Annotated in this window: 15 protein-coding genes; 1 reads left to right on the top strand and 14 read right to left on the bottom strand. The window is 69.3% G+C overall.

Annotation, left to right across the window (positions count from 1 at the left end):
• Positions 1-68 precede the first annotated feature (68 nt).
• The 3 genes from OH807_RS26155 to OH807_RS26145 form a co-directional block, all read right to left on the bottom strand.
• Positions 69-938, bottom strand: a complete 870-nt coding sequence (locus OH807_RS26155) for a 3-hydroxyacyl-CoA dehydrogenase family protein (RefSeq protein WP_406203120.1) — start codon at positions 936-938, stop codon at positions 69-71.
• 246 nt (positions 939-1,184) lie between these two features.
• Positions 1,185-1,835 carry a response regulator gene (locus OH807_RS26150; RefSeq protein WP_406203118.1) on the bottom strand — a complete coding sequence of 217 codons (651 nt, stop codon included), beginning with the start codon at positions 1,833-1,835 and terminating at the stop codon, positions 1,185-1,187.
• Complete coding sequence (locus tag OH807_RS26145; protein WP_406203116.1) at positions 1,832-3,043, bottom strand: sensor histidine kinase; 1,212 nt, start codon at positions 3,041-3,043, stop codon at positions 1,832-1,834. Before OH807_RS26145 ends, OH807_RS26150 begins: the two co-directional genes overlap by 4 nt.
• Positions 3,044-3,201: 158 nt before the next feature.
• Here OH807_RS26145 and OH807_RS26140 point away from each other — a divergent pair, with 158 nt between their 5' ends.
• Positions 3,202-3,792 carry a hypothetical protein gene (locus OH807_RS26140; RefSeq protein ID WP_406203114.1) on the top strand — a complete coding sequence of 197 codons (591 nt, stop codon included), beginning with the start codon at positions 3,202-3,204 and terminating at the stop codon, positions 3,790-3,792.
• Between the two features lies 1 nt (position 3,793).
• Here OH807_RS26140 and OH807_RS26135 read toward each other — a convergent pair whose 3' ends face one another.
• The 11 genes from OH807_RS26135 to OH807_RS26085 form a co-directional block, all read right to left on the bottom strand.
• Positions 3,794-4,366, bottom strand: a complete 573-nt coding sequence (locus OH807_RS26135) for a cob(I)yrinic acid a,c-diamide adenosyltransferase (protein ID WP_406203112.1) — start codon at positions 4,364-4,366, stop codon at positions 3,794-3,796.
• Positions 4,367-4,643: 277 nt separating this feature from the next.
• Positions 4,644-5,144 (bottom strand): DUF2550 domain-containing protein, encoded by a 501-nt coding sequence (locus tag OH807_RS26130; RefSeq protein ID WP_406203110.1) that lies wholly within the window; start codon positions 5,142-5,144, stop codon positions 4,644-4,646.
• A 145-nt stretch (positions 5,145-5,289) separates the two neighbouring features.
• Positions 5,290-5,673, bottom strand: a complete 384-nt coding sequence (locus OH807_RS26125) for a F0F1 ATP synthase subunit epsilon (RefSeq protein ID WP_406203108.1) — start codon at positions 5,671-5,673, stop codon at positions 5,290-5,292.
• Positions 5,674-5,857: 184 nt separating this feature from the next.
• Positions 5,858-7,303, bottom strand: a complete 1,446-nt coding sequence (gene atpD, locus OH807_RS26120) for a F0F1 ATP synthase subunit beta (RefSeq protein ID WP_406203106.1) — start codon at positions 7,301-7,303, stop codon at positions 5,858-5,860.
• Between the two features lie 2 nt (positions 7,304-7,305).
• The gene (locus OH807_RS26115; protein WP_406203104.1) at positions 7,306-8,220 is read right to left on the bottom strand and encodes a F0F1 ATP synthase subunit gamma; all 915 of its coding nucleotides are present in this window, start codon (positions 8,218-8,220) and stop codon (positions 7,306-7,308) included.
• A gap of 32 nt (positions 8,221-8,252) precedes the next feature.
• Positions 8,253-9,827, bottom strand: a complete 1,575-nt coding sequence (gene atpA, locus OH807_RS26110; protein ID WP_406203102.1) for a F0F1 ATP synthase subunit alpha — start codon at positions 9,825-9,827, stop codon at positions 8,253-8,255.
• A gap of 152 nt (positions 9,828-9,979) precedes the next feature.
• Positions 9,980-10,795, bottom strand: a complete 816-nt coding sequence (locus OH807_RS26105; protein ID WP_406203100.1) for a F0F1 ATP synthase subunit delta — start codon at positions 10,793-10,795, stop codon at positions 9,980-9,982.
• The gene (locus tag OH807_RS26100; RefSeq protein ID WP_406203098.1) at positions 10,792-11,352 is read right to left on the bottom strand and encodes a F0F1 ATP synthase subunit B; all 561 of its coding nucleotides are present in this window, start codon (positions 11,350-11,352) and stop codon (positions 10,792-10,794) included. Before OH807_RS26100 ends, OH807_RS26105 begins: the two co-directional genes overlap by 4 nt.
• Before the next feature lie 34 nt (positions 11,353-11,386).
• Entirely contained in the window at positions 11,387-11,629 is a 243-nt protein-coding gene (atpE, locus tag OH807_RS26095) for an ATP synthase F0 subunit C (protein WP_030302757.1), read from the bottom strand.
• An 89-nt stretch (positions 11,630-11,718) separates the two neighbouring features.
• The gene (atpB, locus tag OH807_RS26090) at positions 11,719-12,534 is read right to left on the bottom strand and encodes a F0F1 ATP synthase subunit A (RefSeq protein WP_406203096.1); all 816 of its coding nucleotides are present in this window, start codon (positions 12,532-12,534) and stop codon (positions 11,719-11,721) included.
• A 285-nt stretch (positions 12,535-12,819) separates the two neighbouring features.
• Complete coding sequence (locus OH807_RS26085) at positions 12,820-13,263, bottom strand: hypothetical protein (protein ID WP_406203094.1); 444 nt, start codon at positions 13,261-13,263, stop codon at positions 12,820-12,822.
• Between the last annotated feature and the right edge of the window lie 266 nt (positions 13,264-13,529).

Raw genomic sequence — 13,529 nt, 5'->3', positions numbered from 1 at the left:
CGCCCCCGGCGCGGCGGGCCGTACGGTGTTCCGACCGTACGACCCGGCCGCTCACGCACCCGCGAAGGTCACTTCCCCGGGTACGGGTAGAAGCCGCGACCGCTCTTGCGGCCCAGGTCACCGGCGGTGACCATGCGCGCCATGATCTCCGGCGCGGCGAACTTCTCGTCCTGGGTCTCGTCGTAGATGTTCCGGGCGGCGTGCAGCAGGATGTCGACGCCGGTGAGGTCCGCGGTCTCCAGCGGGCCCATCGGGTGGCCGAAACCGAGCCGGCAGGCGGTGTCGATGTCCTCGGCGGTGGCCACGCCCGACTCGTAGAGCTTGGCGGCCTCGACCACCAGCGCGGTGATCAGGCGGGTGGTGACGAACCCGGCCACGTCGCGGTTGACCACCACGACGTCCTTGCCGACGCCCTCGGCGAAGGCGCGCGCGGTGGCCAGCGTCTCGTCGCTGGTCTTGTAGCCGCGGACCAGCTCGACCAGCTTCATCAGCGGCACCGGCGAGAAGAAGTGCACGCCGACGACCGACTCGGGGCGCTGCGTCGCGGCGGCGATCCGGGTGATCGGGATGGCGGAGGTGTTGGAGGCCAGCACCGCACCGTCCTTGGCCAGCTTGTCGAGCTCCCTGAAGACGCCCTCCTTGACGTCGAGCCGCTCGAAGACCGCCTCGACCACGATGTCGGCCTCGGCGACCGCGCCCAGGTCCGTGGTGGTGGTGATCCGGCCGAGCGCCGCCTCGGCGTCCTCGGCGGACAGCCGGCCCTTCGAGACGAACTTGTCGTACGAGGCACGGATGCCCGCGAGGCCGCGCTGCAGGGCCTCCTCGGTGACGTCCCGCAGCACCACCGGGTGCCCCGCCTGGGCGGAGACCTGCGCGATGCCGGCCCCCATGAGGCCGGCGCCGATCACGGCGATCTGCTGGCTGGACGCATTGCTCATGGCTTGGTCTCCCGGATGCCGTCGCCGCCCCGTGGGCGGGCCCTGAAGGCGGCTCAGCGCAGGGATCACCCACCGAAGAGCCGCGTCGCTCTGCGCGGGACTCTAATGCCCTTCACACGCCCGTGGTGCCATCCGGGAGTGTGATCTGTGACCGACCCACCCGGCCGCCGGACGGACGGGCGGGGCAGGCGCACGGCGGGCGCGCGGCCGGCAGTCGGGGCCGGCCGTCGGGGCCGGCGGCCGGCCTCAGACGGTCAGCCCGAGGTCCTGGGCCAGGATCGCCGCCTGCACCCGGCTGCGCAGCCGCAGCTTGGCGAGGATCCGGCTCACATGGGTCTTGGTGGTCGCCTCCGCCATCTCCAGCCGCCCGGCGATCTCACCGTTGGAGAGCCCGGCACCGAGGCAGGCCAGCACCTCGCGCTCGCGCGGTGTGAGCCCGGCCACCGCCTCCCGGACGTCCGGCCCCACGGTGCGCCCGGGGCGGGCGAAGGTGCCGATCAGCCGCCGGGTGACGGACGGCGCCAGCATGCCGTCCCCGCGCGCCACCGTCCGGATTCCCTCCACCAGGGCGTCCGCCTCCAGGTCCTTCAGCAGGAAGCCCGCCGCACCCGCCCGGAGCGCGCCGTAGACGTACTCGTCCAGGTCGAAGGTGGTCAGGACGAGCACCTGCGCCGCGCCCGCGGCCACCACCTCGCGGGTCGCCGAGACCCCGTCCAGCCGCGGCATCTGGACGTCCATCAGGACGACGTCCGGCCGGAGCTCCAGGGCCAGCCGCACCGCCTCCTCGCCGTCGGCGGCCTGGCCGACCACCTCCAGGTCCGGTTCGGCCCGCAGGATCATCACCAGCGCCGCCCGGACGGCCGCCTGGTCCTCCGCCACCAGCACCCGGATCGTCATACCCGCCCCTCCTTGTGGTCGCTCACCAGTGCCCGCGGCAGCACCGCGCGCACGCTCCAGCAGTCCCCCTGCGGCCCGGCCTCGAAGGCGCCGCCGAGCAGGGCGGCGCGTTCCCCCATGCCGACCATGCCCGCCCGGGCACCGGGCAGTTCCCGGCCCGCGCCGTTGCGGTACGGGCTGTCGACCGCGATCCGCAGCTCCTCCGGCCGGTACTCCAGCAGCACCCGCACCCGGCCCGGCCCGGCGTGCTTGAGCGCGTTGGTCAGCGACTCCTGCACGATCCGGTACGCCGCCAGCCCGACCGGCACGGCCAGTGCGCCGTGCTCGCCACGCTCCGTGAGCTCGAAGTCCAGTCCGACGGCGCGGCCGGCCGCCCGGGCCTTGACCAGCAGCGCGTCGACGGCGTCCAGCGAGGGCGCGGCGTACGACTCGTCCGCCTCGCCGCCGCCGCTGTCGCGCAGCAGGCCGATCATGCGGCGCATTTCGGCCAAACCCTGGACGCTGTTCTCCCGGATCACCGCCAGCGCCTCCACCAGGGGGTCGTCCTCCGGCCGCTGCCGGCGGCGGGCCACCGACTGCGCGCCGGTGGCGTGGATCGCGATGGCCGACAGGTGGTTGGCCACCACGTCGTGCAACTCCCTTGCCATCCTGGCGCGTTCGGCGACGACCGCCTCCCGCCGGTCCATCTCGGAGAGCAGCGCGGTCTGGTCGGCCCGCAGCCGCTGGTTGTCCGCCTCCTCCCGGTGCTTGCGCACGAGGTCCCCCGTCCAGACCGGCGCCAGGTAGATCAGCGTGGTGAGCACCACCACCGCCACCGCCGTCGGCGCGTCGCTGTACACCAGCACCAGCGTGGAGAGCACCAGCACCGACGCCCCGCCGGTGAGGTGCAGGATCCGCGACATCCGCGGCGAGCCGTAGAGCACCGCGGCGTACAGCAGGTCCGTGTACATCAGGCTGGTGGCCAGCATCGCACCGCAGAAGATGCTGACGCCGAACGCGATCCCGCCGACCGTGACGGCGAGCACCGGTCTGGTCCGCCGGACCAGCTCCAGCGAGGCCATCACCAGCATCGGCGGGACGACCGTCCAGCGCGCGATGTGCTCGGAGCCGTCGTAGACCTTGAGGGAGATCAGCAGGGTGCCCCCGAGCAGCCCGAGGAGCGCGATCGCCCGGTCCTCCTGCCGCGGGGTGAGTGTGGGTCTGCGCACGCTCCCATCAGATCATCCGCGCCACGGTGCCCGGCTCCGGTCCACGGAGGAGCCGCCGTACATCGAAAGGTGCAGGCCAGACTCGGCTCCGGCGACGACGACTAACGCGCCCGCTCCGGCGAGGCTGGAGGCACCGCAGACCGCCCGGGGAGCACACCATGATCGTCACGCTGATCGTCGCGGCCGAGGCCGCCTTCTGGATCCTGCTCGGGCTCGGCCTGGCCACCCGCTACCTGCTGCGGCTGCGCGCCCTGAGCACCGTGCTGCTGATCGGCCTGCCGGCGGTGGATCTCACGCTGTTCGTCCTCACCGTGCTCGACCTGCGCGGCGGCGCCACGGCGAGCTGGACGCACGCCCTGGCCGCGGGCTACGCGGGCTTCTCGATCGGCTACGGGCCGTCGCTGGTCCGCTGGGCCGACCGGCACTTCCAGTACCGCTTCGCGGGCGGGCCCAAGCCCCTGCCCTCCCCCAAGTACGGCCCCGAGCGGACCCGCCACGAGTGGCAGATCTGCGGGCGGACGGTGGTCTCGGCGGGCATCACGCTGGCACTGATCACCGCCCTGGTGCCGCTCTCCGCCGACGCCGCCCACTTCACCGACTTCACCGGCTGGTACCTGCGGCTCGGCCTGACGGCCGGGATCAACGTGATCGTCGCGGCCTGCTACTCGCTCTGGCCCAAGGAGGCCCCGGCCGGCACGATCGTCGAGAACGGCCGGCCGGTCGGCCGGGAGACCCCCCTGGGGCAGTGAGTCAGCGGTTCTCGCCCGGCACCCAGAGCACGTCGCCCCGCTCCTTGTTGGCCGCCCGGGCCAGGATGAACAGCAGGTCGGAGAGCCGGTTCAGGTACTTGGCGGTCAGCGGGTTGATGCTGTCGCCGTGCACCTCGACGGCCGCCCAGGTGGCCCGCTCGGCCCGGCGCACCACCGTGCACGCCAGGTGCAGGTACGCGGCGCCCGCCGTCCCGCCGGGGAGGATGAAGCTGCGCAGCTTCTCCAGCGACTCCAGGTACTCGTCGCAGTCGGCCTCCAGCCGGTCGATGTAGGACTGCAGCACCCGCAGCGGGGGGTACTTCGGGTCCTCCACCACCGGGGTGGCCAGGTCCGCACCGACGTCGAAGAGGTCGTTCTGCACCCGGACGAGCACCGCGGTGACGTCCTCGGCGAGCCCGCCGGCGGCGATCGCGACGCCGATCGCGGCGTTCGCCTCGTTGGTGTCGGCGTAGGCGATCAGGCGGGGATCGGTCTTGGTGGTCCGGCTCATGTCGCCGAGCGCGGTGGTGCCGTCGTCGCCAGTACGGGTGTAGATGCGCGTCAGATTGACCATGACGCCAAGACTAGCGAGCCGGTTAGGCCGCGTTAACCGCACCCGGCCCCGGGAGGTTCCCCCACCCCGAGAGTGTCGGCGCTACGCGACGTTGACCCTCCCCCAGCCTCCGGCCGGGGGGACCCCCACCCCCCGAGAGTGTCGGCGCTACGCGACGTTGACCCTCCCCCAGCCTCCGGCCGGGAGGTTCCCCACGCCCCGAGAGTGTCGGCGCTACGCGACGTTGACCCTCCCCCAGCCTCCGGCCGGGGGGACCCCCACCCCGAGGGTCTCGTCGCTACGCGACGTTGACCCTCTGCCCGGGGGGTGCGGCTTCGAGCCAGGCGAGGAAGCCGGTGAGGGCGTCGTCGCTCATCGCGAGCTCCAGCGGGGTGCCGTTGTGCAGGCAGCGCAGGACGACCGAGCCGGAGAGGAGGGCGAGCTCCTCCTGGCCCTCGGGGTAGCGCCGGCCGAGCACCTCGATCTCCCGGCGCGGCAGCACCCTGCGCGGGCGCGGGGCGTACGAGAAGACCCGGAACCACTCGATCGAGTCACCGCTGTAGCGGCCGATACCAAAAACCCACCCCTTGCCGTCGGTCTGCGGAACCGGGGCGGAGGTGGGTTTGCCGTTCTCGTCGAGGTCGGGCTGCGTCGAGGCGTCGGCGGGCATTTTGAGCCGGTAACTGCAGTCGAAGGTACCGCCTACCCGCTGGATCACACGGCGGCGTACCGCGAACGCGACCAGGCCGATCACGCCCGTAGCCACGACCGCCGCACACACCACAAGGGCGAGGACCATGCTCACCTACCTCCTCGCTACCCGCGTTCCCCGTATCGGTCGTATCAGGCGACCGCGTTGACCTACCAACTGAGACGACAGTCCCGGGGTCACGCTCACGCGTCCCCGGGACCGTCGGTCGACCCCGTCAGAGGGTCTGTCGCACTCAGGCGTGGGCCTTGAGACCGCGCGCCGCGAACAGTCGCACCTCGGCGCGACGCTCGGCGTGCTCGTCCAGGCCCGACTGCGCCTTCTCCAGTGCCCGCTCGGCACGGGCGACATCGATCTCGTCCGCCAGCTCGGCGATCTCCGCGAGCAGAGACAGCTTGTTGTCGGCGAAGGAGATGAAGCCTCCGTGCACTGCGGCGATAACCGTGCCGCCGTCCACCGTGCGGATGGTGACCGGACCGGTCTCCAGCACGCTCAGCACCGGGGTGTGGCCCGGCATGATGCCGGTGTCACCGGAGGCCGTACGGGCGACGACGATGGTGGCCGCACCGGACCACACCTTGCGGTCGGCTGCGACCAGCTCGACGTGCAGCTCAGCCAACGTGGGCTCCTAGGCTCATGCAACCCCCGATTACTCGGGAGTTTCGGTAAGAATAACGGGCCCGCGCCCCCGGCATGAAACCGGCGGCACGGATTTGACCGGAATCACAACCGATGCGGCGCGAGGGGTGGTCCCCAGGCCAGGGGGCCACCCCTCACGGTCACTCAGCTGCTACCGGCCGCGATTACTTCTTCGCCAGCTCGGCGGCGTTGCGCTCGAGGTCCTCGATGCCACCGCACATGAAGAAGGCCTGCTCGGGAATCGCGTCGTACTTGCCGTCCGCGATCGAGTTGAAGGCCTCGATGGTCTCCGACAGCGGGACGGTCGAGCCCTCGACACCGGTGAACTGCTTCGCCACGTAGGTGTTCTGCGAGAGGAAGCGCTCGATGCGACGGGCACGGTGAACCGTGACCTTGTCCTCCTCGGACAGCTCGTCGATACCGAGGATCGCGATGATGTCCTGGAGGTCCTTGTACTTCTGCAGGATCCCCTTGATACGGAGGGCCGTGTCGTAGTGGGTCTGCGCGATGTACCGCGGGTCGAGGATGCGGGACGTGGAGTCCAGCGGGTCGACGGCCGGGTAGATGCCCTTCTCCGAGATCGGGCGCGACAGAACGGTCGTCGCGTCCAGGTGGGCGAAGGTGGTGGCCGGCGCCGGGTCGGTCAGGTCGTCCGCGGGGACGTAGATCGCCTGCATCGAGGTGATCGAGTGACCGCGGGTCGAGGTGATGCGCTCCTGGAGGAGGCCCATCTCGTCGGCCAGGTTCGGCTGGTAGCCCACCGCGGAGGGCATGCGGCCGAGCAGGGTCGACACCTCGGAACCGGCCTGGGTGAACCGGAAGATGTTGTCGATGAAGAGGAGCACGTCCTGCTTCTCGACGTCACGGAAGTACTCCGCCATGGTCAGCGCGGAGAGCGCGACCCGCAGACGGGTGCCCGGCGGCTCGTCCATCTGGCCGAAGACCAGCGCGGTCTTGTCCAGAACGCCCGAGTCGACCATCTCGTCGATGAGGTCGTTGCCCTCACGGGTGCGCTCGCCGACACCGGCGAACACCGACACACCACCGAAGTTCTCGGCGACGCGGTAGATCATCTCCTGGATCAGAACGGTCTTGCCGACACCGGCACCACCGAACAGACCGATCTTGCCACCCTGGACGTACGGGGTGAGAAGGTCGATGACCTTGATGCCGGTCTCGAACATCTCCGTCTTGGACTCGAGGTCCTTGAAGGCCGGGGCCGTGCGGTGGATCGGCCAGCGGACCTCGACCTGCTTGTCGAACTCCGCCTGGTCGACGTTCAGCACGTCACCGAGGGCGTTGAAGACCTTGCCCTTGGTGATCTGGCCGACCGGCACGGAGATCGCCGCACCGGTGTCGGACACCTGGGTGCCACGGACCAGGCCATCGGTCGGCTGCATCGAGATGCCGCGGACCATGCCGTCGCCGAGGTGCTGCGCAACCTCGAGGGTCAGGGTCTTCTTGCCCGAACCGTCGGGGTTCTCGACCTCGACGTGCAGGGCGTTGAACATGTTGGGAATCGCGTCGACGGGGAACTCCACGTCGACGACCGGGCCGATGACCCGCGCGACGCGGCCCGTCGCCGTGGTCGGCTCAACAGTGGTGGTCATTCTCATTCGCTCCCGCGGCTAGCGTCGGCGAGGGCGTTGGCACCGCCGACGATCTCGCTGATTTCCTGGGTGATCTCGGCCTGACGGGCCGAGTTGGCAAGCCGCGTGAGCGACTTGATGAGCTCGCCGGCGTTGTCGGTCGCGCTCTTCATCGCGCGCCGACGAGCGGCGTGCTCCGAGGCGGCCGACTGCAGCAGTGCGTTGTAGATCCGGCTCTCGACGTACCGCGGCAGCAGTGCGTCGAGGACGCCCTCCGCCGACGGCTCGAAGTCGTACAGCGGGAAGATCTCGTTCTTGGCCTTCGACTCGTCGCTGAGCTCGACCTCGTCGAGCTTCAGCGGCAGCAGCCTGGCGTCGACCGCCGTCTGCGTCAGCATCGACTCGAACTTGGTCGAGATCAGGTGCAGCTCGTCGACGCCGCCGGTCTCGGCCGTGAAGGCCTCGATCAGGTCGGCAGCCACGGCCTTCGCGTCACCGTACGTCGGCTTGTCGGAGAATCCCGTCCACGAGCCGGTGACCGCGAGGTCACGGAAGCCGTAGTACGAGACGCCCTTGCGGCCGACGATGTACGTCACCACGTCCTTGCCCTCGGCACGAAGCTTCGCGCTGAGCGCGAGCGACTGCTTGATGGCGTTGGTCGAGTAACCGCCCGCCAGGCCGCGGTCCGCCGTGATCAGCAGGACGGCGGCACGGGTGGCGTTCGGGTTCTCGGTGGTGAGCGGGTGCTTGGCGTTGGACCGGGTGGCCACCGCCGTCACCGCCCGCGTGAGCTCATCGGCGTACGGAGTGGAGGCGGCCACCGCGCGCTGCGCCTTGACGATGCGCGACGCGGAGATCATCTCCATCGCCTTGGTGATCTTCTTCGTCGCGGTGACAGAGCGGATCCGGCGCTTGTAGACCCGAAGCTGTGCTCCCATGGGTCGTTACGTCCTTTCCCTCGCTACCGGACTCAGGCCTGCTCGCCGAGGAGCTTGCCGTCGGCGGTGGTGAAGCCCTGCTTGAACGAGGCGATCGCCGTGGTCAGCGCGTCGACGGTGCCGTCGGCGAGCAGACCGGTCTCGACGATGCCGGCCAGCAGGTCCTTGTGCTGCAGGCGCACGTGGTCCAGGAACTCACGCTCGAAGCGGCGGATGTCCGCCACCGGAACGTCGTCCAGCTTGCCGGTGGTGCCGGCCCAGATCGAGACGACCTGCTCCTCGACCGGGAACGGCTGGTACTGACCCTGCTTCAGCAGCTCGACCATGCGCGCACCGCGCTCCAGCTGGGCCTTGGAGGCCGCGTCCAGGTCGGAACCGAAGGCGGCGAACGCCTCCAGCTCACGGTACTGGGCGAGGTCCAGGCGCAGACGGCCGGCGACCGAGCGCATGGCCTTGATCTGGGCGGAGCCACCGACGCGGGAGACCGAGATACCGACGTTCACGGCCGGGCGGATGCCGGCGTTGAACAGGTCGGACTCCAGGAAGCACTGGCCGTCGGTGATGGAGATGACGTTGGTCGGGATGTACGCCGAGACGTCGTTGGCCTTGGTCTCGATGATCGGCAGACCGGTCATCGAGCCGCCGCCGAGGGCGTCGTTGAGCTTGGCGCAACGCTCCAGCAGGCGGGAGTGCAGGTAGAAGACGTCGCCCGGGTAGGCCTCGCGGCCCGGCGGGCGGCGGAGCAGCAGGGAGACGGAACGGTAGGCCTCGGCCTGCTTCGACAGGTCGTCGAAGATGATCAGGACGTGCTTGCCTTCGTACATCCACTCCTGGCCGATGGCCGAGCCGGTGTACGGGGCGAGGTACTTGAAGCCGGCCGGGTCGGAGGCGGGAGCAGCCACGATCGTGGTGTACTCCAGCGCGCCGGCCTCCTCCAGGGCGCCGCGGACGGACGCGATGGTGGAGCCCTTCTGGCCCACGGCGACGTAGATGCAGCGGACCTGCTTCTCCGGGTCGCCCGAGCGCCAGTTGTCACGCTGGTTGATGATCGTGTCGACAGCCACCGCGGTCTTGCCGGTCTGGCGGTCGCCGATGATCAGCTGGCGCTGGCCGCGGCCGATCGGGGTCATCGCGTCGATGGCCTTGATGCCGGTCTGCAGCGGCTGCTTGACCGACTTGCGGGCCATGACGCCGGGGGCCTGCAGCTCCAGGGCGCGACGGCCGGTGGAGGCGATGTCGCCCAGACCGTCGATCGGGCTGCCCAGCGGGTCCACGACGCGGCCGAGGTAGCCGTCGCCGACCGGGACGGAGAGGACCTCGCCGGTGCGACGCACCGTCTGGCCCTCTTCGATGCCACTGAACTCGCCGAGGATGACGACACCGATCTCACGGGTGTCGAGGTTCAGCGCGAGGCCGAGCGTGCCGTCCTCGAACTTCAGCAGCTCGTTCGCCATGACCGAGGGCAGACCCTCGACATGGGCAATACCGTCCGCCGCGTCAGTAACAGTGCCGACCTCTTCACGCGAGGCGGCGTCCGGCTGGTACGACTGGACAAAGTCGGCCAGCGCGTCCCGGATCTCCTCCGGACGGATCGTAAGCTCCGCCATCAGGCTTCCCTGCTCTCCTAGTTTGCGATCCTCGGCCCGCCATTGAGGGCCGCAAGTATTCGACTCTCGGCCGGGTCTCTCGAACCGGCCGTACGATTTGCCGGCTCCGGTGGAGCCGGTTCCCGACCGAGGGTCGGACGTGCTTTGGGTGCTCAGCCTTCGAGCGACTGGCGAGCGCCTTCGAGGCGGCTCGACACAGTGCCGTCGATGATCTCGTCACCGATCTGGACCCGGACACCGCCGACGACCTCGGGGTCGACGTCGATGTTCAGGTGCACCTGGCGGCCGTACAGCCGGCCCAGAGCACCCGAGAGGCGCTCCTTCTGGCCGTCCGACAGCGGCACCGCGGTGGTGACCAGGGCCACCACGCGCCCGCGCCGGGTGGCGGCGAGCTTCGAGTAGGACTCCAGGCCCTGCTCAAGGCTACGGCCACGCGGGTTGTTCACCAGGGTGGTGACCAGCCGCACGGTGCCGGCGTTGGCGCGGCCGCCGAGCAGCTTCTTGATCAGCGCAGCCTTGGGGGCGGCACCGGCCTTCGGCTCGGTCAGCGCGGCGCGCAGCTCGTGCGAGCCGCTCACCACCCGGCCGAACCGGAACAGCTCGTCCTCGACGTCGTCCAGAACACCGGCCTTCTCGGCGGCGATGACCTCGGCGTACGCGGCCAGCTGCTCGACGGCGTCGACCAGGTCACGCGCACCCGACCAGCGGGAGCGGACGAGGCCGGACACCAGGTCGATGACCTCGCCGGAGACCTGACCGGTCAGCAGCGAGGAGACCAGCTGGGCCTTGTCCTGACCGGACCGGGACGGGTCGGTCAGGACGCGGCGCAGCGACACCTCACGGTCCAGGAGGACCGTGACGGCGGTGAGCTCCTCGGCGAGCTTGGCCGCATCCACCGAAGTGGAGTCGGTCAGGCCTTCGAGGTTCTGCCGCCCGGCGGCGAGGGCCTCGCGGCTTGCGCCGATCACTTGGCCGCACCCTGAGCAACGGTGGCCTTGGCCTCCAGCTCGTCCAGGAAGCGGTCGATGACGCCGCTCTGCCGCGCGTGGTCCTCAAGGGACTCACCCACGATGCGGGTGGCCAGCTGCGAAGCGAGCGAACCCACGTCCTGGCGCAGGGCGGCGGTCGCCTGCTTCTTGTCGGCCTCGATCTGCGCGTGGCCGGCGGCGACGATGGCCTCGCGCTGACGCTGGCCCTCCTCGCGCATCTCGGTGAGCTGGGCGGCGCCCTGCTCGCGAGCCTGCTCGACGATGCGCGCAGCCTCGTGGCGCGCCTCGGCGAGCTCGGCGCGGTACTGCTCAAGCAGGGCCTGAGCCTCGGCCTGAGCGGCCTCGGCCCGCTCCATCCCGCCTTCGATGGCGTCCCGGCGCTCCGACAGCACCTTCTCGATGCTGGGGAGGAGCTTCTTGCCGAGCAGGCCGAAGACGATGAAGAAGCAGAGCAGGCCGATGATGATCTCGGGCCACGCGGGCAGGAGAGGATTCATGATCTCCTCCGTCTCCGCAAGCTGAGCCACGACGCTCATATCTGGACCTTCCTCGAAGGGTCTACGGCGGGGATTACTTGGGGCCCTGGCCGAAGACGAACGGCATGACGATGCCGATGAGGGCGAGCGCCTCGGTCAGCGCGAAGCCGATGAACATGTTGGAGCGGATGAGGCCGGCGGCCTCGGGCTGACGGGCCATGGCCTGCACACCGTTACCGAAGATGAGACCGACACCGATGCCGGGGCCGATCGCGGCGAGGCCGTAACCGATCGAAGCGACGGAACCGTAGACGCCGACCTCAGCGAGCATGCTCATTGCAATGTGTCCTTTGCGGGGATGGTGTACCGGTGGTGATTGGCCACCGGGCGTTCCGGGAGTGGTTCAGGAGGGCCGTGGCCCCTGGCTCAGTGCGCCTCTTCGAGGGCACCGGCGATGTAGCTGCTGGCCAGCATCACGAAGATGTAGGCCTGCAGGAACTGGACCAGCAGCTCGAAGGCGGTCAGGCCGATGGCGACGATGAACGAGGCCGAGCCGTAGAGCGCACCCAGGGTCGGGCTGAGCAGGTACCAGGAGGCGATGGAGAACATCACGATCAGCAGGTGGCCGGCGAACATGTTCGCGAAGGCTCGGACCGCGAGCGTGAAGGGGCGCACGAAGATGTTCGAGAAGAACTCGATCGGCACCAGGATGAACATGACCCAGCCGGGAATGCCCGAAGGCCAGCAGAGGTTCTTCAGACCGCCGACGAAGCCGTGCTTCTTGAAGGTCAGCGTCATGTAGGTGACCCAGACGACGGCCGCGAGGCCGGCCGGGAACGCGATCGCCGCCGTCACCGGGAACTGGGCGAACGGGATGACCGACATGATGTTCATCAACCAGACGAAGAAGAACATCGAGACCAGCATCGGGACGTACTTCTCGCCCTTCTTGCCGATCGTCTCCAGCACGATGGAGCGCTTGACGAAGTCGTAGCCGATCTCACCGACCAGCTGCAGCTTGCCCGGGACGAGGCGCGGCTTCGCGAAAGCGGCCCAGAAGAAGACGATCACCAGGAGCGCGACGATCATCGACAGCAGCATCGGCTTGTTGAAGTCGACGCTGCCGATCGAGAAGATCGGCTCGAACTGGAACTCGTTCAGGCCCGGGGCCGGGAAGCCGCAGCCAGCGTCCCCGAAGTGGCAACTGCCTGAGGCGAGAGACGTGAGCTGATCAGCACTCACCACGGACTCCTTCGTCGTGACGCATGATTACGGCAACCTCGGTGTGTCGGCGTGGCCTGCGGCCACGGTGCGGCACTGGAACTTGATGGGTTTCTCGCGGATCCCGCTCGGCAGTGAGCTGCGCCACAGCGGGATCATCGAAGACTGCGCGAGTCCGGGGGGCGATCCGTCCATTGACCGGACAGACCTGGCCGCTTCCCGTACTCCGTTGTTGCGACGGACGATAGCAGCCCGTCAGGTCGGCATAAACACCGCCCCCCTCGTTGGGGGGACAGCTGGGCCTCGTCACTGTTGACGCCCCTTGTCCGAAGGCTTGTCCGCCTTGTTTTCGGAGGCGTTGGGGTCGACGTAGAAGGTCTTGGCCTTGAGGGCACCGCGCACCTGGAAGCCCGTCCAGATCAGGGCGCAGCCCAGCAGCGTGAAGGCGAACGCCTGCCGGTTGAAGAGCTCGGTGTTCTTGAAGACCGCCAGCACGATCCCGACCAGCAGGATCTGAGTGGTGTAGACCAGCAGCGCCGCGGCCATCATGATCTGCGGGTTCGACCTGGTCAGGCGGTCGAGCGCGAACTGGCCGGAGGCGAAGAAGGCCATCACCAGCAGCGTTCCGAAGAGGGCGCCGAGCAGTCCCTTGCCTCCCGCGACGGCAAAGGAGATCACCATCGCGATGATTCCGGCGACCGCAGTGGGGATCGCGGCGCCGCGGAGGATCCGCGCGTCGTTGGACGGCATGTCGGCAGCTCCGGCGGCATGTCGATGTGGCAGGGGGACGGGCACAGAACGTGGTGGGTGACACCGGACCGAGGAGCCGCCGCAGGCCGGCCGCTCCGCGGCGAGCCCGTCGAGGGAGACCGGCCAGGGACGGAAGTCATCCACCTGTGTGGTCTTTCGGCGTGTTCTCGGTACTCGTGAACGGTATCACAAACTATTTGATGAGAGCTTTACCATGATTGTGTGGCACCTGTCACACTGACGGCCCAACGGTGCCGCCGTACGGG

The organism is Kitasatospora sp. NBC_01560, from assembly GCF_045208415.1.
Taxonomy (GTDB): domain Bacteria; phylum Actinomycetota; class Actinomycetes; order Streptomycetales; family Streptomycetaceae; genus Kitasatospora.
Note: the sequence above shows the minus strand (reverse complement) of the source record. Positions and strands in the feature narration are given on the sequence as shown.